Genomic DNA, 26,433 nt, shown 5'->3' with positions numbered 1-26,433 from the left:
GGCGTGGATGCCGGCCCTGGCGCAGTCGCGCGGCACCGCGGTCAGCCAGCTCCGGCTCGAGCAGGCCGACGACGGCGTCTACCTCAACGCCCAGGTGCAGTTCGAGCTGCCCGCGCTTGTCGAGGAGGTGCTCGACAAGGGGATCGCGATCTATTTCGTGGCCGAGGCCGAGCTCTACCGGGAGCGCTGGTACTGGACCGATCTCAAGGTGGCCCAGGCCACGCGCCACATGCGGCTTGCCTACCAGCCGCTCACGCGCCGCTGGCGGCTCAACGTCTCGCCGGTGCCGATCACGAACGCCGGCTTCGGCGTTTCGCTGAACCAGAACTTCGACACGCTGGAGGATGCGCTAGAGAGCGTGAGGCGCGTGGGCCGGCTGCGGCTGGGCGACATCGCCGAGATCGGTGACGACCACGTGCATCCCGTGGCCTTCCGCTTCCGGCTCGACACCTCGCAGCTGCCGCGGCCCTTCCAGATCGGCGTCGTCGGCCAGGCCGACTGGAACATCGCGGCCGAGCGCAGCGCACGCCTGCCGCTGGAGAAGGCCAAGTGAGTACCGATCCACGCGGCGGCGCGGCAGGGGCGCCGCCACCGCGCCGCCGTTCCCGCGCCATGCGCTGGGCGATCGGGGTCGGCGCTTTCATGGTCACGGCCATCGGCCTGGTGCTCATGTTCCTGCTCGCGCAGTCCACCAACAACCGCGCCTTCTACGAGCAGAACTACGCGCGCCTGTTCGGCATCAACGTGGTGGTCGCGGTGGTGCTGCTGCTGGTGCTCGGATGGGTGGCGTTCCGGTTGCTGCGGCGCCTGCGCCAGGGCAAGTTCGGCAGCCGCCTGCTGATCAAGCTGGCCGCCATCTTCGCGCTCGTGGGCGTGGTGCCCGGCGCGCTGGTTTACCTCGTGTCCTATCAGTTCGTCGCGCGCTCCATCGAGAGCTGGTTCGACGTCAAGGTCGAAGGCGCGCTCGACGCCGGCCTGAACCTGGGCCGTGCCACGCTGGATTCGCTGTCCGACGACCTGGTGAGCAAGGTGCGCAGCGCGAGCAATCAGCTGGCCGAGGTGCCCGACGCGAGCGCGGGCCTGGTGCTCGAGCGCATCCGCGACCAGCTCGGTGCCACCGACGTGGTGCTCTGGACCGGCAACGGCCAGCTGGTGGCTGGCGCGGGCGCGTCCCGCTTCCAGCTCAATCCGGAGCGGCCCACGCCGCAGCAGTTCCGCCAGGTGCGCGCCGACCGCGCGATCGCGCATATCGAAGGTCTCGACGAAACGCCCGCACCCGGCGCCGCGCCGCCGCCGCCCGCCAGCGTGCGGGCGCTCGCGCTGGTGCAAAGGCCGGGCTTCGAATTCAACACCGAGCCGCGCTTCCTGCAGGTCACGCAGCCGCTGCCGCCCGCGGTGGTGGCCAATGCGCTGGCGGTGCAGGAGGCCAATCGCGAATACCAGGAAAGAGCGCTCGCGCGCGAAGGGCTGCGCCGCATGTACATCGGCACGCTCACGCTCACGCTGTTCCTCGCCGTGTTCGGCGCAGTGCTGCTCGCGGTGCTGTTCGGCAACCAGCTCGCGCGCCCGCTCTTGGTGCTGGCCGAGGGCGTGCGCCAGGTGGCCGGCGGCGATCTGCGCCCCACCGCGGTACTGCAGGGCAAGGACGAGCTGGGCGGCCTCACGCGCTCCTTCGCCGTCATGACCCAGCAGTTGGCCGATGCGCGCGGCGCGGTCGAAAAGACCATGGGCGAGCTCGACGCGGCACGCGCCAATCTGCAGACCATCCTCGACAACCTGACCTCGGGCGTGATCGTGCTCGATCCACAGGGGATGATCCTGTCGACCAACCCGGGCGCCACGCGCGTGCTGCGCGCGCCGCTCGCGGCCTACGAAGGCCAGCTCCTGGCCGACGTGCCAGGGCTGGCCGACTTCGGGCAGAACGTGCAGCAGCAGTTCGACGAGTTCCAGGTCGAGCGCCTGCAGCACGGCCTCGACCACTGGCAGCATGCCTTCGAGCTGCACGCGGGCGGCGAAAGCATGTCCCAGGATGCCATCAACATCGTCGCGCGCGGCGCCGAGCTGCCGGGCGATGCGAGGCTGCTGGTGTTCGACGACATCTCCGAGATCGTGTCGGCTCAGCGTGCCCAGGCCTGGGGTGAAGTGGCGCGGCGCCTGGCGCACGAGATCAAGAACCCGCTGACGCCGATCCAGCTTTCGGCCGAGCGCCTCGAAATGAAGCTCAGCGGCAAGGTCGCTCCGGCCGAGGAGGCGGTGCTCGTCAAGTCGGTCAAGACCATCGTCGACCAGGTGGACGCGATGAAGCGCCTGGTCAACGAATTCCGCGATTACGCCCGCTTGCCTGCGGCCGACCTGAAGCCGGTCGACCTCAATGCGCTGGTGGCCGACGTGCTGCAGCTCTACGCCGGCGAAAACGCGGCCAACGCGCTGCGCTGCGAGCTGGACGAGCGCTGTCCGCCGATCCGCGGCGATGCGCAGCAGATCCGGCAGGTCATTCACAACCTGTTGCAAAACGCGCAGGACGCGGCCGAGGCCGCCGCCAGCGGCACCGGGCGCACCGGCGAGGTCGTCATCCGCACCCGGCTCGCCGACTCGGGCCAGCGCGTGCGGCTCACAGTGCAGGACAACGGGCCGGGCTTCGCCGAGAACATCCTCAAGCGGGCCTTCGAACCCTACGTCACGACCAAGACCAAGGGCACCGGGCTGGGCCTCGCGGTCGTCAAGAAGATCGCCGACGAGCACGGCGCCCGCATCGAACTTTCGAATCGCATCGTCAGCGGGGCTGTAGCAGGCGCACAAGTCTCGTTATCATTCGCGCTGGCAGGCGAGGCGCAGGGAGCGCTCGCACACACCGAAGATTCGAGGCCGCCTTCCGCCTGAGCATTCGTGCAGTGCGCGGCGGGCCGGCAAGCGAGCCCTCTTCCATATAGGCGCACAACACAAGCATTCATGGCAAACATCCTCGTGGTCGACGACGAGCTGGGCATTCGGGACCTGCTCTTCGAAATTCTCAATGACGAAGGCCACAACGTGGAACTCGCCGAGAACGCGGCCGAAGCGCGCGCAGCACGGCAGCGCGCGCGCCCGGACCTCGTGCTGCTCGATATCTGGATGCCCGACACCGACGGCGTCACATTGCTCAAGGAATGGTCCACCGCCGGTCTGCTGAGCATGCCGGTCGTCATGATGAGCGGCCACGCCACCATCGACACCGCGGTCGATGCCACGCGCATCGGCGCCTTCGCCTTCCTCGAGAAGCCCATCACCTTGCAGAAGCTGCTGAAAGCGGTCGAGCAGGGGCTCGCGCGCGAAAGCGCACGCCGTGCCGCGGCGAGCGTGGTGCCGGCCACCGCCAACAATCTCTCTGCGGTGGTCACCACGATCGGCGAGAACGCGCTGGTTCCCTCGGCGCCGCAGATACCCGCGGTCGACACCGGGCCGCAGGCCACGCAGAGCTTCGACCTCGACCGCCCGCTGCGCGACGCGCGCGACGGATTCGAAAAGGCGTATTTCGAATTCCATCTCGCGATGGAGAACGGCTCGATGACGCGCGTGGCCGAGAAGACAGGTCTCGAACGCACGCATCTCTATCGCAAGCTCAAGCAACTTGGCGTCGACCTGTCGAGGGGCCGTCGCGGCACTGTATAATCGCCGGCTGCACACCAAGACCCGGTAGCTCGGTTGAGTCATACAAGACCAACTGAGCAACCGCAAGTCGAGGCGTACATGGCCCGGTAGCTCAGTTGGTAGAGCAGCGGATTGAAAATCCGCGTGTCGGTGGTTCGATTCCGCCCCAGGCCACCACCCCCTCTTCTCAAGCGATCCCAAGACAGCTCAAGAGTCCTTGCAAATCAAGGATTTAGCCTGAAAAGGCGGCTCAGGCGGTATCGTCGAATCCCACAGCGTCATCAACGCCATCGGCACGCTTCTCGGCCTCGCCCATGAAGTTCCGAGCCTTCGAATCGAGAGTCCAGCGACTCCCGGGAGCGGCTTCGTTTCGTTGGGTCAGCCTTTTTGGACCTGTCGCATAAGAAGTTTTTCCCAGAACTTGTCTTGGAGGTACTCGGCGGTCCTGCGGACGCGGTCTCTTGCGGTCCATGCGTCGTACGGGGAAAAGAAATCCGCCCCGAGCTGCCGCGCACGCACGCTGAGGAATGTCTCGGACAGACAGCAGCGCGCCTTCATTCGAAGGTCGCCAAAGGTGAGCGCATTGAGAGGGCTCTTGTTGTGCCACTCGAACGCCCAGCCGAACCTGCTTTTTCGCTGAGGGTCGCTGTCATCTGCGACGAGCCACGCCAGAATGAAGTCGACGTAACCAGGGTCCACCTGGTCGCGGAAGACGCGACGGTCAGGCTCGAAGTGGTCGTGAACCAGCGAATCGAGCAATGCGTTGCCTGGAGAGATCTCTCCGAGCCCCTGACGCAGAACGTGGTTCATGGCGAAGCAATAGGTCGGGACAAATCTTATGGAGGGTCCAAGCGGGGTAGTCATGGAATGCGGAAAATTGGTGATCTCACCGAAGAGCCACGGCCCGAGATGATCTTTCAGCCGCCTGACCCCAGCGCCAAAGCGCGCCGCCCGCTTGCGGCTCCAGGCATGGTGCAACGCAAAAGTGTCGTTGGTAAAGATCCAGATGTCGGGCTCGCCGCGGCGAGCGACAAGGGTTCGGACGCCGTGATCCCAGCCTGAGAACTCGCGATTGGAGTTGTCTCCGGCGATCACAAGTTCGTCGACGAAGCCTTCGTCGCTACAGCGCTCGTCCCCTTTGGTTCTTGCGTTGTCGACGATGATCAGCGAAACCTGGTCATCCTTCCCGGCGAGTGCTGCCCGGAACTTGCGAAGCACCTCCATGGATCGCTCACGGTGCTTGTTGCCATATTCCAGATGCACGATTCCATAGTGCGTCAAGGACCTTGTTCCTTTCAGTTGGGGGCAAGCTCCTGTTCGAGCAGCCGCAAGGCATCGGAGCTGGAGCGCGAGAACGTCATTCTCAAAGCGACGTGGCCATTCCGAAAAGACGACGCCCTGTACTGCGATTATTCGCATTCCAAGCAAAGACCGCCACAAAATGCAGTACCGCGAGAATGAACGGAATCGCGGTGAGTTTGCCGATTTTTATGGGCTCCGTTTGCGCGCGCACACGCAGCGCGTGCGCGGCGACTGAGTGCGCTGCTTCAAGCCCGGCGCAGCAGGCGGCGCAACATCGACTTGAGCGGGCTGCTGCCGAAGATCAGCTGCGAGTAGACGACGAACAGGCCCCGGGGCAGGAGCAGGCTGCCGTAGTAATAGATTCGATACTGCCGCGGCCCCGCGCGCGTGTCTGGATGGCGGAGCACGCGCCACAGCAGGCCCCAGTCGCGCGCCTTGCCGGCCAGCCAGCGATCGAGGAAGCGCAGCCACAGATGGCCGCCCTGATCGTCCAGCGGGCGCCACAGCGCCGAGGCGCCCGGCCTGCGGCGCTCGAGCTGCGCGCGCAGCCAGGCGTCGAAGCGCACGGCGCGCCGGCGCAGCGCCTGAACCTGTTCCGCCGACACCATTGAGCCCTTGGTGGCGGAGGCACCGTGCACGCGATAGCGCGTCAGCGGCTCGGGGATCCAGACGGTCGGGCTCAGCAGGGCGGCGGCAGTGCACAGCTGCAGGTCCTGGTACATCAGGCGGTCGTCGTCGAGCGGGCCGATGGTCTGCAGCAGGTCGCGCCTGAAGGCCAGCCCCGAGGTCAGCGCGAGCACGGGGCAGGAGGCCGCCTTCAGCGTCTCGGGTGCCAGCCAGCCCTCGGGGGCACGCCCGCCGGGGTGATAGGGCGCCAGGCCCAGGTGCGGCTGCGTGGCCGAGAAGCGCTGCATGGTGTTATGGGCCCACCCCGGGCAATGCCCATCTACGCGCCGGCGCAGTGCGGCCAGCACCTTCTCGATGCGCTGTGGCGCGATCGCGTCATCGGCATCGAGCAGCAACACCACGTCGCCCGTGCAGGCCGCCAGCACGGCATTGGTCGCGGCGCAGATGCCGCCGTTGGGCTGATGGATGGCCCGCACCGTCGGGTGGCGCGCGGCGTAGCCGTCCAGCACCTGCGCCGTCTCGTCGGTCGAGCCGTCATTGACCACCACGATCTCGTCGGCGGGCACGGTCTGGGCAAGGCAGCTGTCCAGGCACTCGGGCAGGAAGCGGCCGTAGTTGAAGCAGATCACGGCGATGCTGGTCCTCGGCGCGGCCGGCAGCTCAGGCAGCAGCAGCGGCTCGATCGGCGGAGCGCTTGGTGCAAGGAAGGGGATCTTTTCTGCTTTCATCTGAACCTCCCCAAAAGAACCCTGTAGGACGCGTTGACTTCGTTGAAATACGCGTGCGGAGCTGAAGACAGGTCGCTTTGGGATGGCGCCGACCATGCGGAGCTGGCGCCCGTTGCTGCAGACAAAGCCAAGCCAAACATCACTTGACGCATGCTGACCCTCTCGGTGTTCGGAAACGAACGAGGCCCATAGCTGCTCTCTCCGCAATCTCGTATCCCTGGACGGCAGCTTTTGATGCTCAGGACCTTAAGCAGTTAGTTGTACCTGAACAATATGCCGAACGGCCGAATATCTCTTCGTCGGCGGCGCGCTTGAGTTGCTCGGCCCTGCTGGATGGGGTCTCCCGAGCTTTGCTGCGTGGGAACGGCTGCCATCAGCGAATCTGTTCAGCCGTTTTGGGCCCCCTTACATTCACCTTCTCAAACGCGTTCGTCCGCTCGTTGCTGAAGTTCAAGTCGTGGCCCTGCGACTTTGCCGTTCTCGAGATCGAGCGCGAAGCGCATATGTGAACCTTCGACAAAAAGCTGGAGCTTGAGTCGCGCCGTGATCTTGTCGCAGCCCAGCTGCGCCGCCCTCCACGTCGCCACTGCGTTGCGGGCCGACAAGGACGCCATCTCGATGGTCAAGCCGCGGCCTACGGCCTTGGAGCGCAGTCCAATCGCGTTGTGACCTTCGCCGCGTCCCTCCACGTGCGCTTGCAAGCCCGGCACGGCAAAGCGTCCATCGCTGAGTTGCACCTCGCCCGAAAGCGCGGTGCGGCCCAGCAACAGACGCGCCTGCTCCGTGAGTCCCTGGCTCTGACCATCGCGACTCTGGCGCAGCATCGACTCGGCGAAAGCTCGCAGGCGCAGCTTGCCGCGCTCGGAGACCCACGGGCTCAGCAAAGCCCCGCGGTGCTCGAACTCCACACCCGCGAGTGGTGCAGATGCGAACTGATAGAGATAGCTCCGCCCATTCGGCGCGTCGACATACAGGCCGAGTCGACTCACGCCCATGCGCGAGTCAGGTCCGACATGCTCGACTGTCGCGCCATTGAAGTCGATCTGCCCACGCTGTATCGGCACCGTCACCTCGGCGTCGAACAGCAAGTGGGCGTCGGTGATCTGCCCGCGTATCGTGCCGTCGGCCTCACCGAGCGGGCCGAGGCACCACGTGTCGGCTGCCGCCCGGCGCGCAGTGGTATCGGCAGATGGTGCCGCCGTTCCTTGCCTCTGCGAGGCGTTCCACATCGCTTGAATCTGCCGCGGCACGGTCAAGGGGCCGTGCAGCTTCACGCCCGAGAATTCGGCCTCGACGGCGCCGATGGCAGAAAGGCGCGGTACGCCGGCCTCGGTCCGCAGCTGCCCCACCAGCCCATGCACGGCGATGCGGCCGAACTCCAGCACGAGCGCCCCCGACGCAAGCCGAAGCGCTGCCGCCTCGAACTTCCGGATGCGGATCTCGGTCAGGCCATCCTGCTTGGATTCCAGAGTGACGCCCTCGAGCGAGCAGCGATTGCCAGCGGCCTTGTCGGAAGCTCCGAGTTCCGAGCCCAGCACGAGATCGACGATGGAAGCCGCGCGTGGGGCGGTCATGAATCTGACGGCCAGGGAAGGCCCCTCACGGGGCCTTCTTTCCTGTTCGCTCGACTAGCGACCATCGCGGTCGGAGTCTCCGGGGATTGCACGCTCGACCTTGTCGCTCAGGCGTTGCCACGCATCACGCGTCGCGTGCTTGGCGCGCTCCCAGTCAAGCGAGGATTGGCCGCGGGCGGTTCCCCAGCCACGACTTAGTTCGAGCTCCACATCGTCGAATCGGCGGTCAGGGTAGCGCGAATAGGCATCGACGCCATAGCGGTACGCCGGCGCATAGTCGTCATATGTTGTTCCGCTCTCGACGTAGGGGCGCCCGGTGTAGTTGTCGCGCCAATATGCATCCTCGACAGCCGGATCTGCCTTTGCCATTCGGCCGGCGACTGCCCCAGCCACCGCTCCAACTGCCGCCCCGACGGCGGCGCCTACGGGACCGGTCACGCCGCCGACAGCCGCTCCGGCGGCCGCGCCTCCTGCCACGCCACCTGCGACGCCGCCAACCGCGGCGCCAACCCCTGTGGCAGTCTTCTTGTCCTTGGGTTCGTTCCGTTCAGCCATCGAAGTCTCCTTGGTAAATTGGAGAATCAAAGTTCTGCCTGCGCCGATGAGAAGCACAGGGTCCACGGACTGATCAGAGTGAAGGGTGGGAGCGCTGCGGCATGACGGTGCCTGCCTACACCCAGGCGCGACGCGCTGGAGGGCTCAGCGTTGTTTAGGCGCCCGAGAGATCGTCGGCGCTCTTCGCACCTTTGCCCTGCAGGACCAATGCAAGCTCGTTGTGGCGATGAGTATGTGCGACGTCCAGCGGCGTGCGCCCTCATCGACCCACGCCTCTGCTGCAGCAACAAGACTTGCCCCCATGCCAAAGAGAAATGCGTCGGCCGGCCCTGGACGGTTCACCTGGCATTGATCGGCTCTAGTTCTTTCAGCTTAATCTGAATTAAGTATTCGTCGATCGCGTGCAAGAGGCGCAAGTCTTCGAACTAATTTGTTAATTCAAATGGCTTCATAGAGCCGCTATTCAATATCGCGCGGCCACGACGTGAAGTTGTGCCTGTCTTTGCGCCTTTGATTTGACGCAAAAGAGATCGGTGAGCCGACAATAACATCAGTCCAGAAATTTATTGAATCAATTAAAGGCAACACGATGAAGGCTTCTGTCGCAGCGGACTGCAGCGACGACGCGCAGCGCATGCAGCTTACCTAAGTACTCAAAAGAACCGATGACAAATCGGTTGCAGCTCTGACGATCGAATCGCAGCGGCACCGCGAAGAGGAAAGGCGACACGTGGGCGTTCTCTTGAAGAACGATAAGGCTGTCGCCGCGGTCCGGTTGGGTTCGATGTCCGGCGGCCTCAGGCCCCACACCACGGACAGGGTTGAGCACGGACAACGTGCCACATCCCTTTAGCCCACGCGGCGATCAGCCCGTCCCATTCCAGCAGTTTCTTTTACCGATTTCTTTGCGCCTTTTTTGAGGCGCAGGGGGACTTCTTTTTCTCAATCACAGGTCGATCAGGAGATTCAGTGTGAAAAAGATCAACAAAAGCGCGCTTTTGTTTTTTATTGCAGCAGGCGCACTCGCGGGCTGCGGAGGGGGCGGAAGCGGCCCAGGTGGCAGCTTCGCTTCCCCTCAAAGCCAAAGCACGGATGGGTCGACTGCTTCGCCGGCCACATCGACGGCGCCCGCCGCAGACAAGGAGGCAGTGCTCAGCAAGCTCGACTCGAGTTGGGTCAATGTCGCCAACGAAGGCCAGGCGTTCAACCTGGCCTCGTCGACAGTGGTGCAATACGGCGCGAATTCCGGCTGGACGAGCAAGACGCTCGCCGGCACCGTGGTCTGCAACAACGCAACCTTCGGCCGCGACCCGCTGGAGTACGTGGCGAAGGCGTGCTATGTGCAAACCCCTGCCGCGGGAACCTTGCTCGCCCAGGAAGGTTCCTCATTCACGGTGCCTGCCCCCACATTGGTGAAGTACGGCGCCGACTCGCGCTGGATCACCAAGTCGGTCACTGGCACAGCAGCGTGCACGAACACGTTTTTCGGAGGCGATCCCGCGTTCATGACGGCGAAAACGTGTGTGTCGGCCGGTCCCGCGCCTGCACCTGAGGCCGCTCCAGGTCCGGCTCCGGCTCCGGATCCGGACCCGGCTCCTGCCCCCAAACCTGCTCCCGTGCCCTCACCCATCGCCGGCGACGTGGTGGACAGCTCCGGCGCGATCGTTGCGAGTGCCTACGCCGACATCGCCTACAAGCTGGGCCAATCCGAGGGCGTGGCCTACCGATTCGGGCCGGCGGCGACCAGGACCGGCGTCAACACGCTTCCTTTGCGCTCCGACGTGGGCGCGATCAACCACGGCGTTGGCAATGATCTTTACTACCAGCTCGGTGCGGAAAACACCTCCGCGAGCAACCTGTACGTGAGCATCCATGGCGCGGCGATCGGCACGCCCGCCAGCGGGAGCTCGTTGTCGAACTCGGTCGCGTGGTTCCAGTCGCAGGCGACCGACCGGGTGACCTTCATGCAGCGCCCGCAGATGCTGTGGCAGGACCGGCGAATACTGCCCACGTCGATCGATACCTACTACGCCGCAGGCGTGCTGTCGCCGAACGACCCGGCAGACCTGCCCATCGTCGAAGATCGCGGCGAGAACGCAGCGGACAGCCCCTCGACGCGCCTGTCGCTGATTGCGACACAGGGCAGCCCGACGAAGCCGGCAACGATCTTCACCGTCGGCACGTTCACCGCGCAGAACCGCGCCAGCGTCAAGCTGGCCGTCGGCAAGGTGCCGACCGCCATTTCCGTGACCGGCGGCGGCGAGTTCGCCTTCGTCACCGTGTGGGACACCATCAACCACAAGGGCCAGGTCGCTGTGATCTCGCTCGGCGGCAGCTGCGAGGGGTGTACGCTCAATGGTCCCAAGTACGACTGGTGGCACGACTGGATGGACATGGTCCACCCCGGCTTCTTCAACCAGGGCAACTACATCTTCATGAAGGTGCTGGGCTACGTCGATCTGCCCGCCAACATGAAGGCCCCGACCTCCATCAAGGTGACGACCGGCATGCACCCGTATGCGGCCGTCGTGTACACCGGCAACGGTGGCTTGTCGGGCATCGCCAAGGAAGCCTCGCCGATGGCCGACAACCGGGCGAAGATGCTGCCGGGCGGCGAGTATTACGAGAAGTACGCCAAGGGCGGCGTGGCCGTGGTGGCCTCGAAGTCGGAGAAGACCCTGGCCTTCATCGACCTCGGCCCGCTCTTCAAGTACACGAACGACATGTACCTGGGCAGCGCTGCGAGCAACCTGGAAACGCAGAACGTCGGGCTCGCCGCCAACCAGTGGCCGTACCTGCTGGCGGATCGCCCGCAGGCCATGCCGACGGTCATCAAGACGATCACGCTGGCCGACAAGCCCACGAGCGTCCTGACGACCTCGACCTACAGCTACTGGAGCAAGGACGACCGCGAGCGCGTGACGCCGGACAGCCCGTACTGGAAGACCGTGCCGCGCTATCCACGCGCCTGGGTCGCCACCGAGAACGGCAAGGTGCATCTGTACTCGCTGGGGCAGTACGTGCAGGGCCCCAAGCCGGCGGTCGGCACGCCCGCCGAGATCTCGGAAGTCGGCGTGGTGACGGGCCTCGGCAGCAACATCACGCACCTCGCCGCGGCCAAGGACTATCCGAACCAGGACGACGCCATCAACACGATGCTGATCTTCACCGATCGCGCCAATCGAAAGTGGGGTTGGCTCAAGTTTGGCTCCGACGGCAACAGCGGCACCATCCTGCGCACCATGGAGGACTCGCGCGTCGACCCGATCATGGTGACGATGTCCGACAACTACTCCACGCGGGGCAACATCGTCAGCGTGGCGAACTACAGCGGGCAGAGCATCGACAACTACCGGTTCGATGACCTGATCTACCCCGACACCAACTTCTGTTCAGCGCCCGGTGTCTGCCCCACGCTGGCCTCCCATGGCGAGTACGCGGGCAAGCTGGCCCTGCCGTTCAAGCCGTTCGCGGTGCACGCTTCGAACGTGCCGTGACGCGCTGAGTTCGAGGCAGGCATACTTGAAGAGGTCACAACGCCTCAACCCCACTGAATGGACAAAGAAGTCGACCCCGCGGTACTTGCGGTCATCAACGAAAAGCGCCTGTTAAGCGAGAAGCGCACTCCCGTCGACATCATCGCCAGGATGGGTGTGTTCGATGCACGCCAGAAGGCGTCCGAGTACGCTTGGCTGGCGACGGGCGACATCGTCATCGCCACCATCTGGGCGGAGTTCGTGAGGATCGGAGCCGACGGGCGGTGGTTCTATCTCGAGTCCCTGGATGCGCAGCATCGGATCGGCGGCGGAGAGCGCACCGCTCTGCAAAGTCAGCGAGCCAAGGACAGGCTCGAATTGCTCAAGCGCTCGCTGGATGCAGCCCGGGGGTTCCGTGCGGTACTGCAGACGAACCGCGTACCCATCCTCGATCTGGAAAACGACAGGGCCGCAAAGGTCTCGACGCGCGTCCCGGACGACGAAGAATGGCATGTCGCGACGTGGGATGCCGACCAACAAGTTGCGGTTCTGGTTCGCGGTGCACGCGGGTGGCTGCCGACCGAAGAAGACATGCAAGCCGCACGGGTGCGGGGCGGCATCCCCGTTGCTGCGCCGCAGGGCCCATCGGGTCAGGCATCTCGAGAAGAGATCCAAGCGGCCGCGATGGACTACCTGACGCGTCACTTCGCGGGGTACGGATACAAAGCCGAGAACGTGGCCAGCCAAAAGCTCGGCTATGACATCGAGGTGTCGGACAAGAAGGGCGCCACTTTGCTCAAGCTCGCGGTAAAGGGTACTGCGGCTGGAATGACGGGGTTTCAACTCACGGGCGAGGAGCGCGCATGCGCGCAGCGGGGCGACCCCTGGCGCCTTGCGGTCGTCACGGACGCCCTCGGCCCCGCGGCGCAGCACAAGCTCTACAAGCCCTCCGAGGTTGACGACGCACCCGGCCTGGAACCGCTGCCTGGATAGAAAGTACTGACGCCGCCTGCTTGGTCAGGTAGCCAGCTGATCAGCCTTACATGGCCTTGAGCCACAGGATTCCGTCGGCGGTCTGATAGGTGTCCTCGCCAGTCCTCTGAACGATGCGTCCTGTTGCGAGCCGGTACTCGGATGCGACTTCTCCTGCACGTGCCCTCTGGCCGTCCTCGTGCTCGGGGTCCGGGTAGACGGTGTAGCGCACCACCACGTGCCGCTTTCCTACCTGATCAACAACCTTGATTTGTTCTGCTGCCTTCTTTTTCGGCATGCAAGCTCCTTCAATAGCGAAGAGCGAAAGTTTCGTGCGAGCTAAGCCAATCCGACCTCGCGCTCTGCGTGCCCACTCGCCACGGCATGCCGGCGAGCGAAGCATTCTTCGCCGGGGGCTCAGACCTTTGCGCCAGATCAACTTTCCATCGATCCGGATTGACGGCAGCGAGGACGATCACGTTCGAGGGCCGCGTCCTACAGGAGCGAAGCGGCCGGTGTTTGCATAGTCTTTTTTGGGCGCGCACGACGCGGCAGGATCAGTGGGGCTTGCCGCACGGCATTGCCAAATCTACCAGGAGATTTTCATGCACACGATCAAGGATGTGATGAGCCGGGACGTTCAAGTGATCGGCCCGGACGCGACGATTGCCGAGGCCGCGCGATGCAGCGCGACGGCGATTTCGGCATGATGCCGGTTGGCGAGAACGATCGGATGATCGGCTCCATTTCCGACCGCGATATTGCCGTGCGAGCAGTGGCCGACGGTCGCGGTGGCGACGCCAAGGTACGCGACGTGATGTCGGATGGCATCCGGTGGGCGTATGAAGACGAGCCGATCAAGCGCGCTGTCGCGCTCATGGGCGAGCATCAGATCAGGCGGCTGCCCATCGTCAATCGCGAGAAGCGCTTGGTGGGCATCGTGGCGCTGGCCGACCTTGCCGTCAAGGAACCCAAGAAGGCTCCCGCGGCCGAGGCGCTGTGCGAGATCTCGGAGCCGGCCTGAACCACAGACGACCTGGAACCATCATCATGAAAAAGCTTCTGTCGATATTCGCCATTGCAGCATCGTGCCTGGTCGCCGGCCACGCCGGCGCGCAGGCCACGCAGCCGCCGCCGGCCGCGGCGGTCGATCCGGTCGATGCCGAATACAAGGCCGCCCGCGACAAGATCGCAGCCGACGCCAAGGCTGCCAAGGCCCTGTGCGACGCCATGAAGGACAACGCCAAGGACGTCTGCATGGAGGAAGCCAAGGGCAAGGAAAAAGTCGCCAAGGCCGAGCTCGACCAGCAGCGCAAGCCCAGCGATGGCAACGCGCGCAAGGTGGCCGAGGCCAAGGTGGAGGCCGCCTACAGCGTCGCCAAGGAGAAATGCGATGACCAGAAGGGCGATGCCAAGAAAGCATGCGTGACGTCGGCCAAGGCAGAAGAGGCGAAGGGCAAGGCCGACATCAAGGCGATGGCGATGAAGAAATGAGCGGCAGGCACCTTGCACCCAAGCCCTTGATTCTTGACGGAATCAGGGGCTTTGTAACGTCAGGCGCCGGCGCGCGGCGATGCCACGGCGGCGCCCTCGATGCTGGGCAAGCCGCGGCGCCCTGAAGTCGATCCGCGGCAGGTAGCGGGTCCGCGGGCCTTCAGGCGTCCCGCTCAGGCCGCAACATAGTCGGGGTACTGGCGGCAGATCTCGTCCACTGCGCTGAGCGTGCCCGACAGGTGCTTGCGCAGCGCGGCCTGGGCGGCGGCCGGGTCCTTCGCGTCGATGGCGCGTGCGATGGCGCGGTGGTCGCGCAGGATCGCCTCGGTCTTGCCGGCGGTCGGCAGGTGCAGGCGGCGCAGCCGGTCCACGTGGCCCGAGACGCGGCCCACCAGCTCCCACAGGTCGGGCACCCCTGCGGCTTCGTACATCAGGCGATGGAAGGCGCGGTCGGCGCCAACGAAGTCGCCGTAGCGCTGTGCCGTTGCCAGCGCGGCTTGCTGCGCGATGGTGGCCTTCATCTGCTCGACCAGCCCCGCCGGCGCCTCCAGCGCGAGCTGGTGCACGAGCTCCAGCTCGATGGAGCGGCGCAGGAAATGCGCCTGGCGCGCCGCCGCGATGTCGATGCGGCTGACCAGCGTGGCGTGCTGCGGGAACACGTCCACCAGCCCTTCCTCGCTGAGGCGCAGCAGCGCTTCGCGCACCGGCGTCTGGCTCACGCCGAAGTGGTCGGCCAGTTCCTGCCGCGCCAGCACGGTGCCCGGTGCCAGCTCCAGCGACAGGATGGCATCGCGCAGCTTTTCCAGCACCTGGGGTGCGGCCAGGCGGGTGCGGTCGAGTCGGATCTTGGGGAGGGCGCTCATCGGGGTTGGATTGTGGCATTGACGTACTAATATATTAGTGTTTTAATCCCGCCGACGCGACCTGCGGTCCAAGAGACACCACCGATGAAACGCCCCTACGAATCCCTGCGCAGCGCCCGCTGGTTCGCGCCCGACGACTTCCGCTCCTTCGGCCACCGCTCGCGGGTGCTGCAGATGGGCTACAGCTATGCCGACTGGATGGGCAAGCCGGTGATCGCCATCGTCAACACCTGGAGCGATGCCAACCAGTGTCACGCGCACTTCAAGCAGCGGGTGGAGGACGTCAAGCGCGGCATCCTGCAGGCCGGCGGCTTCCCGCTGGAACTGCCGGCCATCTCGCTCTCGGAAAGCATGGTCAAGCCCACCACCATGCTCTACCGCAACTTCCTGGCGATGGAAACCGAAGAGCTGCTGCGCAGCCACCCGGTGGACGGCGCGGTGCTGATGGGCGGCTGCGACAAGACCACGCCCGGCCTCACGATGGGCGCGCTCAGCATGGGCATCCCCTTCATCTACCTGCCGGCCGGCCCCATGTTGCGCGGCAACTGGAAGGGCAAGGTGCTGGGCTCGGGCTCCGATGCCTTCAAGTACTGGGACGAGCGCCGTGCCGGGCGGCTCGGCGAAAAGGCCTGGGCCGAGATGGAGGCCGGCATCGCGCGCAGCCACGGCACCTGCATGACCATGGGCACGGCCGCCACCATGATGGGCATCGCCGAGGCGGTGGGCCTCTGCCTGCCGGGCGCCTCCAGCATTCCCGCGGCCGACGCCAACCACATCCGCATGAGCGCCGACTGCGGCCGCCGCATCGTCGAGATGGTGTGGGAAGACCTCACGCCGGCGAAGCTGCTCACGCGCGCCAGCTTCGAGAACGGCATCGCCTGCGCGATGGCCATGGGCTGCAGCACCAACGCCATCGTGCACCTGATCGCGATGTCGCGCCGCGCCGGCCATGCGGTGAGCCTGGACGACTTCGATGCCTTCAGCCGCCGGGTCCCTGTCATCGCCAACATCCGGCCCAGCGGCGACGCCTACCTGATGGAGGACTTCTTCTACGCCGGCGGCCTGCCGGCGCTGCTGGAGCGCATCCGCGGCCACCTGCAGACCGAGGCGCTCACCGTCAACGGCCGCACCCTCGGCGAGAACATCGAAGGCGCCGAGGTCTATGACGACGATGTCATCCGGCCGCTCGACGATCCGATCTACGCCGAAGGCGCGCTGGCCGTGCTGCGCGGCAACCTGGCGCCCGACGGCGTGGTGATCAAGCCCAGCGCCTGCGCGCCGCACCTCTTGCAGCACAGCGGCCGCGCGCTGGTGTTCGACGACTACCCGGCCCTCAAGAAGGCGGTGGAGGACCCCGACCTGGACGTGACGGGCGACGACATCCTGGTGCTGCGCAACGCCGGCCCGCGCGGCGCCGGCATGCCGGAGTGGGGCATGCTGCCGATCCCGACCAAGCTGCTGAAGCAAGGCGTCAAGGACATGCTGCGCCTCTCCGACGCGCGCATGAGCGGCACCAGCTACGGCGGCTGCCTGCTGCACTGCTCGCCGGAGGCGGCCATCGGCGGCCCGCTGGCGCTGGTGAAGACCGGCGACCGCATCAGCGTCGACGTGCCGGCGCGGCGCATTCACCTCGAAGTCAGCGACGAGGAACTCGCTCAACGCAAGGCCCAGTGGACGCCGCCGCCGCCGCGCTACGAGCGCGGCTACGGCTGGATGTTCGGCCGCCACATCAAGCAGGCCAACGAAGGCTGCGACTTCGACTTCCTGGAAACCGGCTTTGGCAAGCCGGTGCCCGAGCCCGACATCTTCTGACCCACCTTTTTCGAGAACGGAGACCCCACGTGAATTCCGCCACCCGCGAGCAGCTCATGAAGGTGAGCACCGCCACCCTGTGCACGGCCTTGTTCAAGCGCGGCCTGCGCAACCAGTTCATCCAGGACGTGCGGCCGCTCAACCCCGGCCTGCCCAACATGGTGGGCGAGGCCTTCACGCTGCGCTACATGCCGGCGCGCGAAGACCTGAACCCGATCAGCGTCTTCCTCGACCGCAACCATCCGCAGCGCCAGGCGGTGGAGCAGTGCCCCGAAGGCGCCGTGCTGGTGATCGACAGCCGCAAGGACGCGCGCGCCGCGTCGGCGGGCGGCATCCTGGTCACACGGCTGATGAAGCGCGGCACGGCCGGCGTGGTGACCGACGGCGGCTTCCGCGACAGCCCCGAGATCGCGAAGCTCGGCTTCCCGGCCTACCACTGCCGCCCCAGCGCGCCGACCAACCTCACGGTGCACCAGGCAATCGACATCAACGTGCCCATCGGCTGCGGCGACGCGCCGGTGTTTCCCGGCGATGTGATCGTGGGCGATGCCGAAGGCGTGATCGTCATCCCGGCCCACCTGGCCGACGAAATCGCCACCGAGGCGATCGAGATGACCGCCTTCGAGGACTTCGTGCAGGAAAAGGTGCTCGAAGGCCGCTCGATCCTCGGCCTCTACCCGCCGACCGAGGAGCAGAGCCGCAGCGACTTCGCGGCTTGGCGCCAGGCCAAGGGCCGCTGAGGACTATTTTCTTTTTCGAGAATCCAAGGAGACAAACCATGCCTTTCACCCGCCGCGCCGTGACGCTGCTTCTGGCCGCGCTCGCCCCTGTGGCCGCCTGGGCCCAGGCCCCCGAATGGCCGGCCGCCAAGCCGATCGTCTATGTCGTGCCCTTCACGGCCGGCGGCTCCACCGACATCGTCGGCCGCACGCTGGCCCAGAAGCTGGGCGACAGCCTCAAGCAGTCGGTGGTGGTCGAGAACAAGCCCGGCCAGGCCGGCGGCATCGGCGCCGCCTACGTGGCCAAGGCCGCGCCCGACGGCTACACGCTCTTCGGCGGCACCATCAGCACGCACGCCATCAACGCCAGCCTCTACAAGAAGCTGCCCTACGACCCGATGAAGGACTTCGAGCCGGTCTCGCTGGTTGCGCGGCTGCCCAACGTGCTGATCGTCAACAGCCAGCTCGGCGTGAACTCGGTGGCCGAGCTGGTGGCGCTCTTGAAGAAGGACGAGAGCAAGCGCAGCTTCGCCTCTTCCGGCGCCGGAACCTCCACCCACCTGGCCGGCGAGATGTTCGCCGACCTCATCGGCGTGAAGCTCACCCACGTGCCGTACAAGGGCACGCCGCCGGCCATGACCGACGTGGCCGCCGGGCTGGTGCCCTTCATGTTCGACCAGGTGACGGCGGCGCTGCCGCTGGTGAAGAGCGGCAAGCTCAAGCTGCTGGCCGTGACCACGGGCAAGCGCATCGCGCTCGCGCCCGAGTTGCCGACCATGATCGAATCGGGCATTCCCGGCTTCGAGATGTCGTCGTGGCAGGCGGTGTATGCCCCCAAGGGCACGCCCAAGCCGATCGTGCAGCGTCTCAACGCCGAGATCGTCAAGGCGCTGAAGCAGCCCGACGTGCAGGCCAAGCTCTCGGACCAGCTGGCAATGGAGATCGTCGGCAGCACGCCGGAAGAACTGCGCGAGCACATGGCGCGCGAAATCCCGCGCTGGGCCGAGCTGGTGAAGAAGTCCGGCGCGACGGCCGATTGACTCAGCGGTCGTGGTGCAGGTAGGCCGCCTGCCGCGGCAGCCGCCAGCTCACGAAGAAGGCGATCACCATCATCGCCGTCACGTACCAGAAGAAGCTCGATTCATGGCCCAGTGACTTGAGTCCCAGCGCCGCGTATTCGGCCGAGCCGCCGAAGATCGCGTTGGCCACCGCGTAGGCCAGGCCGACGCCGAGGGCGCGCACTTCGGGCGGGAACATCTCCGCCTTCACGATGCCGCTGATCGATGTGTAGAAGCTCACGATCGCGAGCGCCACGATGATCAGCCCGAAGGCGGACACCGGGTTGGTCACGCTTTGCAGCGCGCTGAGGATCGGCACCGTCGCCAGCGCGCCGAGTCCGCCGAACAGCAGCATGTTGTTGCGCCGGCCGATGCGGTCCGACAGCGCGCCGAAGACGGGCTGCATGCACATGTAGACGAAGAGGGCGCCGGTCATAACGTAGCTGGTGGTCTTGATCGACAGACCGACCGTGTTGACCAGGTACTTCTGCATGTAGGTGGTGAAGGTGTAGAAGATCAGCGAGCCGCCCGCGGTGAAGCCCAGCACCGTGAAGAAGGCCGCCTTGTGGTGGCGGAACAGGCCCGCGAGCGTGCCGGCCTCCTTGCTGCTGCGGCTCTCGCTGCTCGAGGTCTCGTGCAGCTGCCGGCGCAGCTGCATCGCGACCACCGCGGTGATGGCGCCGATCACGAAGGGAATGCGCCAGCCCCAGGCCTTGAGTTCGGCCTCGCTCAGCAGCTGTTCGAGAACCACGATCACCAGCACCGCGAGCAGCTGGCCGCCGATCAGCGTGACGTACTGGAAGGACGAGAAGAAGCCGCGCTGGCCGCGCAGCGCCACCTCGCTCATGTAGGTGGCGGTAGTGCCGTACTCGCCACCGACCGAGAGCCCCTGGAACAGGCGCGCGACCAGCAGCAGGGCAGGCGCCCAGGCGCCGATGCTCGCGTAGGTGGGCAGGCAGGCGATCGCCAGCGAGCCGGCGCACATCATGGTGACGGAGATCACCATCGAGGTCTTGCGGCCCTTGCGGTCGGCGATGCGGCCGAACAGCCAGCCGCCGATCGGCCGCATCAGGAAGCCGGCCGCGAAAACGCCCGCGGTGTTGAGCAGTTGCGCGGTGGGGTCGGATTTCGGGAAGAAGGATGCCGCGAAGTAGATCGACGAGAACGCGTAGACGTAGAAGTCGAACCACTCGACCAGATTGCCTGAAGAGGCGCCGACGATGGCGAAGATGCGGTGGCGCTTTTCTTCGGCGGTGTAGTGCGGCACCGGGGTGTCCGCGGCGATGCCCGAAGCGGGCGTGACTGCGCTCATGGGAGCCTCCGTGTCTTGATGTGTTTGTACGGGAGAACTCTCATGCTAAGGCCGCCGGCAGCCCCGCATCGGCCGGGCGCTGCGATGACCCTAGAAATCGACCAGGCTCAGGCCGATGCTCAGCACGGTGCGCTTGCGGTTGTAGTCGACCAGCGTGTCGCCATAGCCGTGGAACAGCTGCGTGTGGAAGCGCAGGTTGCTCCTGCTCGAGTTGCCGAGGTCCTTGAGCCATTCGAGCCGCACCGAGCCGCGTCCGCTCTCGCGCAGGTTGTTGCGCACCGTCAGCCCGAGCGTGTTGTAGGGGTTCAGGTTCCAGCGGCCCGTGAGTTCGGCACGGCCGATGTAGTTGGAGATGTCGGGGTTGTCGTCCTTCGCAGCATCCTCATGCAGGCGCTGCCACACCCGGCCGGTGACGGTGAAGCGGTCGCCGAGCTCCATGCCGCCCATCAGGTAGACGCGGTTCCAGCTGCGCGAATAGGGCAGGCTCTGGCCGTTCGACTGGTGCACCAGGCCAAGGCCCGCATAGCGCCAGCGCCACCCGCCCGGCAGCTGGTAGTCGGTGGGATAGACATACATCAGCTCCGGCTCGTGGTCGGTGGTGCGGAAGGGCCGCGAGATTGCGCCGTTGAAGAGCTGCCAGGTCGATTGCTGGCTGTAGCCGAACCACAGCGAATCCTTCTTGACCGGATCGTTCTGCGTCAGCATGCCCTGGGCGAGCTTGGTGCGCACCGAAAGGCCGATGCGCATCTCGTTGGCCTGGTAGGCAATGTCCTCGCCGGTGTGGCCGGCCGAGGGCGAGGTCGGCGTCTGCGGGTGGTTCGTGGCCGCCGAGGCGGACACGTTGAGCGGCCGGTAGGCGCGAAAGCTGAAGGTACCGCAGTCGGTGCCGTTCTCGAGCTCCCAGAAGCGCGAGAGCAAGGAGTACTGGTGGTCGCGGCAGCCTTCTTCGGTGGCCACGGAGACCACGCGCGTGGCGGGCACGGCGGCATCCACGGGCGCGGGCGGCTGGGTGTTCGCAAGCACCGGCGGTGCGGCGGGTACCGATGCGGCCGGCAGCGTCTGCTGCTGGGCCCAGCGGTCGAAGCAGGCCAGCCGCGCTTCCTTGTTGTCGGCGAGGCGCTGGCACTGCTGCCAGGTCAGCTGGGCTTCGGCCAGCGGGCTCTGCGGTCTCTGTGCAGGTTGCGCATGCGCGCCTGCGATGCCGAGGCCGGCAAGGAGCGCGGTGGATAAGGTTGTGCGTGTGTTCGTCATTGCCAACTGCCCGTCTTGTTCAGCACAAATGGCCGTGTGCTGTCGTCGGCGGCGTTTCGCCAGGTTCCTCTGAATTCCTTGCCGCAGGATCCGGCCTGCAGCTCGCCGAGCCAGACGCCGCTGATGGCGCGGCCGTCCATCGATTCGTCGATGTTGAGCAGGCCCTCGTCGTCGATGTCGCCCGCGAGCTGCGCGACCGAGGGGCTGGCCGCGCCGCCGTCGCGCGTGATGGTGCCGCGCACGCCGGCGTATTCAGGATGCTTGGCGAGCTGCAGCCGCGCGATGCCCGGCACGCCTTCGAAGCGCGCCTCCCATTGGCCATAGAGCGCCTCGAGCGGCAGTTCGCGGCCGCTGGCGGGGCATGCAGGCTGGGCCGCCGTGCTGCCGGCGGCCATGCACAGGGCAATGAGCAGCACACGGCACTTCATGGGACTGCCGCGGCGGCCGCCGCTGCGGCCGCGTTGTCCTGGACCTTGCGCGCGAATTCGGCGCGTAGCGCCTTCAGTTTCTCGCGCGGGTCTTCCTTGATGGTTGTCTTGTCGAGCGCCATCTCGGCGATGAAGCGGCTCGGCTGCGCCGGCACCATTTCGCGGCCCTGCTTGCGCCGCTTGGTCCAGCTCACCGCCAGGCTGCGCTGCGCGCGCGTGATGCCCACGTACATCAGGCGGCGCTCTTCCTGCAGCCGCTGCAGCGTTTCGTCGCTGACCTTCTCCTGCCGGCCGCCGTCGTCGTCGAGCTTGAAGGGCAGGAGGCCTTCGGTCACGCCGATCAGCATCACGTGCGGCCATTCGAGGCCCTTGGCCGCGTGCAGCGTGGAGAGCGTGACCACGTTCTGGTCCTTCTCGCGTTCGCTGATGGTGGAGAGCAGCGAGATGGTCTGCGCCACTTCGAGCAGGCTCTTGCGTTCGCTCTCGACCGTCGCTCCGGAAGCATCGTCGATCTGCCCGCCACAGCGCTGCGACATCCAGTCGCAGAACTCGAGCACGTTGGTCCAGCGGCTGGCCGCGGCCTGCTCGCTGTCCTCGCCGTCGTAGAGGTGCTTCTCATAGTCGATCTCTTTCAGCCAGTCGGCCAGGAAGCTGCGCGCGTCCTCGGCGCCCATGGTGCGGCGCGCGCGGTATTCGAGGTCGTTGATGTAGCGGCCGAACTCGTGCAGGCCTTCCTGCGCGCGCTTCGGCATCACGCTCGGCAGCGAGGGCGAGAACAGGGCCTCGAACAGGCTCAGCTTGTACTGGCTCGCGAAGGTGCCCAGGCTGGCCAGCGTGGTGTGGCCGATGCCGCGCTTGGGCGTGGTCACGGCGCGCAGGAAGGCCGGGTCGTCGTCGTTGTTGACCCAGAGCCGGAACCAGCCGCACAGATCCTTGATCTCGGCGCGGTCGAAGAAGCTCTGGCCGCCGGAAACCTTGTAGGGGATCTGCGCCTTGCGCAAGGCCTGCTCGAACACCCGGGCCTGGTGGTTGGCGCGGTAGAGGATCGCGAAGTCGCGGAACTCCTTGAATTGCGGACCCTGTGCAGTGGCATCGCCGCCGCGCAGGCTCTGGATGCGCGCCACCGTGCGCTCGGCCTCGTGGGCCTCGCTGTCGGCATCGACCACGCGCACCGGCTCGCCCTCGCCGAGCTCGCTGAACAGCGTCTTCGGAAAAAGCTTGGGGTTCGGCCCGATCACGTTGTTGGCGGCGCGCAGGATCGCGCTGGTGCTGCGGTAGTTCTGCTCGAGCTTGATGACCTTGAGGCTCGGGTAGTCGATGGGCAGCTTCTTCAGGTTGTCGAGCGTCGCGCCGCGCCAGCCGTAGATCGACTGGTCGTCGTCGCCCACCGCGGTGAAGCGCCCGCGCTCGCCGACCAGCGCCTTCAGCACCTCGTACTGCGTAGCGTTGGTGTCCTGGTATTCGTCGACCAGCACATGGCCGAGCGCCGCCTGCCACTTGGCGCGCACCTCGTCATGCTGCTGCAGGAGCTTGAGCGGCATGCCGATCAGGTCGTCGAAGTCCACGCTCTGGTAGGCGGCGAGCCGCTCCTCATAGCGCCCCATGATGCGCGCGGTGATGCGCTCGTTGTCGTCGGCGGCCTGGGCCTCGGCCTGGGCAGCGTTCAGCCCCATGTTCTTCCACTTGCTGATGGTCCACTGCCAGATGCGCGCGGTCGCGGCGTCGGTGGTGCCGCCGGCGTCCTTCAGGATCTTCGTCACGTCGTCGCTGTCGAGGATGCTGAAGGCCGGCTTCAGGCCCAGAACGGCCCCGTCCTCCCGCATCATGCGCACGCCCAGCGCGTGGAAGGTGCACACCACCACATGCTTCGCATCGCGCCCGATCAATCCCTTGGCGCGTTCGCGCATCTCGGCCGCAGCCTTGTTGGTGAAGGTGATGGCCGCGATGCGCTTGGGCTCCAGGCCGGCCTGGATCAGGCGCGCGATCTTGTGCGTGATGACGCGCGTCTTGCCCGAGCCCGCACCGGCAAGCACGAGGCAGGGACCGTGCATGTAGTTGACGGCTTCTTGTTGCGCGAGGTTGAGACCAGAGGACATGAGGGGCGGGGGGAGGGGAGGCGCAAAGCGGGCAATGATACGGGGCGCCGTCGGACGACCGAAGGTGTATGGCGGTGTTAGACCTGTTCGCATTTGTGATCGGCGCCGCCCCATGAAGAAGACAAGACATCCGCTCACCATCGCGTTCTGGTCCGCGCTCGCCACGGTGGCGGCAACGCTGGTCGTGCTGAACTTCCTGCCCGGCGAAAAGAAGATCGAGCAGCACATCGAGCGCGAGTACGGCCTGCACGATGCGCAGTTCCGCCGTGCGATGGGCGTCCTGCTCGGGCCGCCGGTCACGGAGGGCAACCGGTTCGAGTCGCTGATCAACGGCGACCGGATATTTCCGCCCATGCTCGCGGCCATCCGCGGCGCGAGGAAGAGCGTCACCTTCGAGACCTACATCTACTGGTCCGGCGACATCGGCCGCGCCTTTGCCGATGCGCTGTCGGAACGAGCCCGCGCCGGCATCAAGGTGCATGTGCTGCTCGACTGGGTAGGCAGCCAGAAGATCGAGGAGAAGTTTCTGCAATCGATGGAAGAAGCGGGCGTGGAGATCCGCAGGTTCCACAAGCCGAGCTGGTACGACATCGCGCGTTTCAACAATCGCACGCACCGCAAGCTGCTGGTGGTCGACGGCGTGGTGGGCTTCACCGGCGGCGTCGGCATCGCGCCCGAGTGGACCGGCAACGCGCAGGACCCCGGCCATTGGCGCGACTCGCACTACAAGGTGGAAGGGCCGGTGGTAGCGCAGATGCAGGCCGTGTTCATGGACAACTGGATCAAGGCATCGGGCGAGGTGCTGCACGGCGAGCGCTACTTCCCGGCGATTGCGCCGCGCGGCGGCGGTGCGGCCCAGATGTTCAGCAGCTCGCCCTCGGGCGGCAGCGAGAGCATGCACCTGATGTACTTGCTGTCGATCGCGGCGGCCACCCGGACCATCGATCTCTCGAGCGCCTACTTCGTGCCCGACGATCTCGCGCGCGCTGCCCTCGTCGCCGCGGCGAAGCGCGGCGTGCGCGTGCGCATCATCACGCCCGGCCCGATCATGGACGCGCAGACCGTGCGCCGCGCGTCGCGCGCCGGATGGGGTCCGCTGCTCGAAGCCGGCGTGCAGATCAGCGAATACCAGCCGACCATGTACCACTGCAAGGTGATGGTGGTCGACGACCTGCTGGTGTCGGTCGGCTCGACCAACTTCGACAACCGTTCCTTCCGCCTCAACGACGAGGCCAACCTCAATATCTACGACGAGGCCTTCGCCCGGGCGCAGGTGAAGGTGTTCGAGGAGGATCTGGCGAAGAGCAGGGCGGTGAGCTTCGCCCAGTGGCAGGACCGGCCATGGCGCGAGAAGTTGCTGGAGCACCTGGCCGCGCTGCTGGGGCCGCAGCTCTGAACACCGCGACAACGACAATCGCCCGCGTGCTGCAGATCCTCTTCGTCACCATCCCCTTCTTCGCCTTGATCGCGGCCGGCTACGCAGCGGCTCGCACCGGTGCACTGCCGCTTGCGGCGATTCCGGGGCTCAATGCCTTCGTGCTCTATTTCGCGCTGCCTTGCATGTTGTTTCGTTTCGGCGCCGGTGCGCCGATCGCGCAGCTGCTCGATGCCGGCGTGGCGCTGGTGTGGGGCGCCAGTGCGCTGATCGTGGTCGCCGCCACGGTGGCGCTGGCGCGCAGGCAGCGCATCGGCTGGAACGATGCGGCCTTCGGCGCGCTGGTGGCCGCATTTCCGAATACCGGCTTCATGGGGGTGCCGCTGCTGATCGCGATCCTCGGCACGCAGGCGGCGTCGCCGATGATCATCACGATCGCCTTCGACCTGGTCGTGACCTCGTCGCTGTGCATCGCGTTGTCGCGCCTGGCCGGCGCCGACGAGCACGGTGCGGCCAAGGCCGCCCGGCAGGCCTTGCGCGGGATCGTGCAGAACCCGATGCCGTGGGCCATCGTGCTCGGCGGACTGGCATCGGCCGCGCGCTTCGCGCTGCCGGCGCCGGTCGAGCGCACGATCGCGATGCTGGCCGACGCCGCCTCGCCGGTGGCGCTGTTCACCATCGGCGCGGTGCTGGCGCGCTCAGCGCTGCTGGCGCGCGAGCACCGGGCCAGCGCGCTCGTCGCCGCCGCGATGGGCAGCGCTTCGCAGCCGCTGCGGCAGGCGAGGCCGGCCGACGTGCTGTCCGTCGCGGCGATCAAGCTGCTGCTGCATCCTGTGCTGGTCTATGGCCTCGCGCGAGGCGCGATCGCGCTGGGCGTGCCGCTGGGGCAGCCGGCGCTGGCGGCGATCGTGCTGGTGGCCGCGCTGCCGAGCGCGAGCAATGTGTCGATGCTGGCCGAGCGCTTCGGCGCCGACAACGGTCGCATCGCGCGCATCATCCTGTGGACCACCGTGGCCGCCTTCAGCTTCCCCCTGGCGGCGGGATGGATGGCTAGTCGGGGCTAACTTCGGCACGCATTTGCCGTCGGCAATCTCTGTTTCAGAATATTTCCTACAAGCCGACCTCACTCCCCGGTGGATAGTGTGAACTATTGCTTTCGACTAA

General features: G+C 66.1%; 23 protein-coding genes and 1 tRNA gene. 13 read left to right on the top strand and 11 right to left on the bottom strand.

Going from position 1 to position 26,433, the window contains the following annotated elements:
* Positions 1 to 7 precede the first annotated feature (7 nt).
* From AC3A6B_RS27495 to AC3A6B_RS27480, 4 genes are all read left to right on the top strand, one after another.
* On the top strand, positions 8 to 553 hold the full coding sequence (locus AC3A6B_RS27495; protein WP_487839808.1) for a DUF4390 domain-containing protein: 546 nt from the start codon (positions 8 to 10) through the stop codon (positions 551 to 553).
* Positions 550 to 2,880: a sensor histidine kinase gene (locus tag AC3A6B_RS27490; RefSeq protein WP_487839807.1), complete on the top strand. Its 2,331-nt coding sequence runs from the start codon at positions 550 to 552 to the stop codon at positions 2,878 to 2,880. Before AC3A6B_RS27495 ends, AC3A6B_RS27490 begins: the two co-directional genes overlap by 4 nt.
* Before the next feature lie 69 nt (positions 2,881 to 2,949).
* Positions 2,950 to 3,648 carry a response regulator gene (locus tag AC3A6B_RS27485; RefSeq protein ID WP_487839806.1) on the top strand — a complete coding sequence of 233 codons (699 nt, stop codon included), beginning with the start codon at positions 2,950 to 2,952 and terminating at the stop codon, positions 3,646 to 3,648.
* An 80-nt stretch (positions 3,649 to 3,728) separates the two neighbouring features.
* A tRNA-Phe gene (locus tag AC3A6B_RS27480) sits at positions 3,729 to 3,804 on the top strand.
* Positions 3,805 to 4,005: 201 nt separating this feature from the next.
* Here the strand turns inward: AC3A6B_RS27480 and AC3A6B_RS27475 are convergent.
* The 5 genes from AC3A6B_RS27475 to AC3A6B_RS27455 form a co-directional block, all read right to left on the bottom strand.
* The gene (locus AC3A6B_RS27475; protein WP_487839805.1) at positions 4,006 to 4,908 is read right to left on the bottom strand and encodes a hypothetical protein; all 903 of its coding nucleotides are present in this window, start codon (positions 4,906 to 4,908) and stop codon (positions 4,006 to 4,008) included.
* Positions 4,909 to 5,174: 266 nt separating this feature from the next.
* Positions 5,175 to 6,284, bottom strand: coding sequence for a glycosyltransferase family 2 protein (locus tag AC3A6B_RS27470; RefSeq protein ID WP_487839804.1), 1,110 nt, complete (start codon positions 6,282 to 6,284; stop codon positions 5,175 to 5,177).
* A 419-nt stretch (positions 6,285 to 6,703) separates the two neighbouring features.
* The gene (locus AC3A6B_RS27465) at positions 6,704 to 7,858 is read right to left on the bottom strand and encodes a hypothetical protein (protein ID WP_487839803.1); all 1,155 of its coding nucleotides are present in this window, start codon (positions 7,856 to 7,858) and stop codon (positions 6,704 to 6,706) included.
* Positions 7,859 to 7,912: 54 nt separating this feature from the next.
* Positions 7,913 to 8,479 carry a glycine zipper domain-containing protein gene (locus tag AC3A6B_RS27460; protein ID WP_487839802.1) on the bottom strand — a complete coding sequence of 189 codons (567 nt, stop codon included), beginning with the start codon at positions 8,477 to 8,479 and terminating at the stop codon, positions 7,913 to 7,915.
* 505 nt (positions 8,480 to 8,984) lie between these two features.
* The gene (locus AC3A6B_RS27455; protein WP_487839801.1) at positions 8,985 to 9,248 is read right to left on the bottom strand and encodes a hypothetical protein; all 264 of its coding nucleotides are present in this window, start codon (positions 9,246 to 9,248) and stop codon (positions 8,985 to 8,987) included.
* A gap of 781 nt (positions 9,249 to 10,029) precedes the next feature.
* Here AC3A6B_RS27455 and AC3A6B_RS27450 point away from each other — a divergent pair.
* Both AC3A6B_RS27450 and AC3A6B_RS27445 read left to right on the top strand, forming a co-directional pair.
* Complete coding sequence (locus AC3A6B_RS27450; RefSeq protein ID WP_487839800.1) at positions 10,030 to 11,910, top strand: hypothetical protein; 1,881 nt, start codon at positions 10,030 to 10,032, stop codon at positions 11,908 to 11,910.
* A 57-nt stretch (positions 11,911 to 11,967) separates the two neighbouring features.
* On the top strand, positions 11,968 to 12,882 hold the full coding sequence (locus AC3A6B_RS27445) for a protein NO VEIN domain-containing protein (protein WP_487839799.1): 915 nt from the start codon (positions 11,968 to 11,970) through the stop codon (positions 12,880 to 12,882).
* Between the two features lie 46 nt (positions 12,883 to 12,928).
* Here the strand turns inward: AC3A6B_RS27445 and AC3A6B_RS27440 are convergent, their stop codons facing one another.
* A complete protein-coding gene (locus AC3A6B_RS27440; RefSeq protein WP_487839798.1) occupies positions 12,929 to 13,159 on the bottom strand; it encodes a hypothetical protein in 231 nt (76 codons plus the stop codon).
* Between the two features lie 384 nt (positions 13,160 to 13,543).
* Between AC3A6B_RS27440 and AC3A6B_RS27435 the strand changes: the two genes are divergently transcribed.
* Entirely contained in the window at positions 13,544 to 13,885 is a 342-nt protein-coding gene (locus AC3A6B_RS27435) for a CBS domain-containing protein (RefSeq protein ID WP_487839797.1), read from the top strand.
* A 26-nt stretch (positions 13,886 to 13,911) separates the two neighbouring features.
* Entirely contained in the window at positions 13,912 to 14,355 is a 444-nt protein-coding gene (locus AC3A6B_RS27430; RefSeq protein WP_487839796.1) for a hypothetical protein, read from the top strand.
* Positions 14,356 to 14,528: 173 nt separating this feature from the next.
* On the opposite strand, the gene AC3A6B_RS27425 is transcribed toward AC3A6B_RS27430, so the two are convergent.
* On the bottom strand, positions 14,529 to 15,218 hold the full coding sequence (locus tag AC3A6B_RS27425; protein ID WP_487839795.1) for a GntR family transcriptional regulator: 690 nt from the start codon (positions 15,216 to 15,218) through the stop codon (positions 14,529 to 14,531).
* An 84-nt stretch (positions 15,219 to 15,302) separates the two neighbouring features.
* Between AC3A6B_RS27425 and araD the strand changes: the two genes are divergently transcribed.
* From araD to AC3A6B_RS27410, 3 genes are read left to right on the top strand one after another with little or no spacing between them, the layout of a single operon-like run.
* Positions 15,303 to 17,030, top strand: a complete 1,728-nt coding sequence (araD, locus tag AC3A6B_RS27420; protein ID WP_487839794.1) for an L-arabinonate dehydratase — start codon at positions 15,303 to 15,305, stop codon at positions 17,028 to 17,030.
* A 29-nt stretch (positions 17,031 to 17,059) separates the two neighbouring features.
* Positions 17,060 to 17,770 (top strand): ribonuclease activity regulator RraA, encoded by a 711-nt coding sequence (locus AC3A6B_RS27415; protein ID WP_487839793.1) that lies wholly within the window; start codon positions 17,060 to 17,062, stop codon positions 17,768 to 17,770.
* Between the two features lie 38 nt (positions 17,771 to 17,808).
* Complete coding sequence (locus AC3A6B_RS27410; protein WP_487839792.1) at positions 17,809 to 18,789, top strand: Bug family tripartite tricarboxylate transporter substrate binding protein; 981 nt, start codon at positions 17,809 to 17,811, stop codon at positions 18,787 to 18,789.
* Position 18,790: 1 nt separating this feature from the next.
* Here AC3A6B_RS27410 and AC3A6B_RS27405 read toward each other — a convergent pair whose 3' ends face one another.
* From AC3A6B_RS27405 to AC3A6B_RS27390, 4 genes are all read right to left on the bottom strand, one after another.
* Positions 18,791 to 20,119 (bottom strand): MFS family transporter, encoded by a 1,329-nt coding sequence (locus tag AC3A6B_RS27405; protein WP_487839791.1) that lies wholly within the window; start codon positions 20,117 to 20,119, stop codon positions 18,791 to 18,793.
* Between the two features lie 90 nt (positions 20,120 to 20,209).
* The gene (locus tag AC3A6B_RS27400) at positions 20,210 to 21,370 is read right to left on the bottom strand and encodes a phospholipase A (protein WP_487839790.1); all 1,161 of its coding nucleotides are present in this window, start codon (positions 21,368 to 21,370) and stop codon (positions 20,210 to 20,212) included.
* On the bottom strand, positions 21,367 to 21,786 hold the full coding sequence (locus AC3A6B_RS27395; protein ID WP_487839789.1) for a hypothetical protein: 420 nt from the start codon (positions 21,784 to 21,786) through the stop codon (positions 21,367 to 21,369). The genes AC3A6B_RS27400 and AC3A6B_RS27395 overlap by 4 nt, the downstream gene beginning before the upstream one ends.
* 8 nt (positions 21,787 to 21,794) lie before the next feature.
* The gene (locus tag AC3A6B_RS27390) at positions 21,795 to 23,894 is read right to left on the bottom strand and encodes an ATP-dependent helicase (RefSeq protein ID WP_487839788.1); all 2,100 of its coding nucleotides are present in this window, start codon (positions 23,892 to 23,894) and stop codon (positions 21,795 to 21,797) included.
* Positions 23,895 to 24,006: 112 nt separating this feature from the next.
* Here AC3A6B_RS27390 and AC3A6B_RS27385 point away from each other — a divergent pair, with 112 nt between their 5' ends.
* Together AC3A6B_RS27385 and AC3A6B_RS27380 are read left to right on the top strand one after the other, a co-directional pair.
* On the top strand, positions 24,007 to 25,290 hold the full coding sequence (locus AC3A6B_RS27385; RefSeq protein WP_487839787.1) for a phospholipase D-like domain-containing protein: 1,284 nt from the start codon (positions 24,007 to 24,009) through the stop codon (positions 25,288 to 25,290).
* A 26-nt stretch (positions 25,291 to 25,316) separates the two neighbouring features.
* On the top strand, positions 25,317 to 26,333 hold the full coding sequence (locus AC3A6B_RS27380) for an AEC family transporter (RefSeq protein WP_487839786.1): 1,017 nt from the start codon (positions 25,317 to 25,319) through the stop codon (positions 26,331 to 26,333).
* The last annotated feature ends 100 nt before the right edge of the window (positions 26,334 to 26,433 follow it).

It is taken from the genome of Variovorax sp. Soil_C_33 (assembly GCF_057656935.1).
The sequence above is the reverse complement of the archived record's forward strand: the minus strand, read 5'-3'. Positions and strand labels throughout refer to the sequence as shown.

Coding starts and splice junctions, on each gene's coding strand:
- AC3A6B_RS27495 (WP_487839808.1), top strand. CDS start 8: ATGCCGGCCCTGGCGCAGTCGCGCGGCACCGCGGTCAGCCAGCTCCGG.
- AC3A6B_RS27485 (WP_487839806.1), top strand. CDS start 2,950: ATGGCAAACATCCTCGTGGTCGACGACGAGCTGGGCATTCGGGACCTG.
- AC3A6B_RS27470 (WP_487839804.1), bottom strand. CDS start 6,284: ATGAAAGCAGAAAAGATCCCCTTCCTTGCACCAAGCGCTCCGCCGATC.
- AC3A6B_RS27465 (WP_487839803.1), bottom strand. CDS start 7,858: ATGACCGCCCCACGCGCGGCTTCCATCGTCGATCTCGTGCTGGGCTCG.
- AC3A6B_RS27445 (WP_487839799.1), top strand. CDS start 11,968: ATGGACAAAGAAGTCGACCCCGCGGTACTTGCGGTCATCAACGAAAAG.
- AC3A6B_RS27440 (WP_487839798.1), bottom strand. CDS start 13,159: ATGCCGAAAAAGAAGGCAGCAGAACAAATCAAGGTTGTTGATCAGGTA.
- AC3A6B_RS27435 (WP_487839797.1), top strand. CDS start 13,544: ATGCAGCGCGACGGCGATTTCGGCATGATGCCGGTTGGCGAGAACGAT.
- AC3A6B_RS27430 (WP_487839796.1), top strand. CDS start 13,912: ATGAAAAAGCTTCTGTCGATATTCGCCATTGCAGCATCGTGCCTGGTC.
- AC3A6B_RS27425 (WP_487839795.1), bottom strand. CDS start 15,218: ATGAGCGCCCTCCCCAAGATCCGACTCGACCGCACCCGCCTGGCCGCA.
- araD (WP_487839794.1), top strand. CDS start 15,303: ATGAAACGCCCCTACGAATCCCTGCGCAGCGCCCGCTGGTTCGCGCCC.
- AC3A6B_RS27410 (WP_487839792.1), top strand. CDS start 17,809: ATGCCTTTCACCCGCCGCGCCGTGACGCTGCTTCTGGCCGCGCTCGCC.
- AC3A6B_RS27405 (WP_487839791.1), bottom strand. CDS start 20,119: ATGAGCGCAGTCACGCCCGCTTCGGGCATCGCCGCGGACACCCCGGTG.
- AC3A6B_RS27400 (WP_487839790.1), bottom strand. CDS start 21,370: ATGACGAACACACGCACAACCTTATCCACCGCGCTCCTTGCCGGCCTC.
- AC3A6B_RS27390 (WP_487839788.1), bottom strand. CDS start 23,894: ATGTCCTCTGGTCTCAACCTCGCGCAACAAGAAGCCGTCAACTACATG.
- AC3A6B_RS27385 (WP_487839787.1), top strand. CDS start 24,007: ATGAAGAAGACAAGACATCCGCTCACCATCGCGTTCTGGTCCGCGCTC.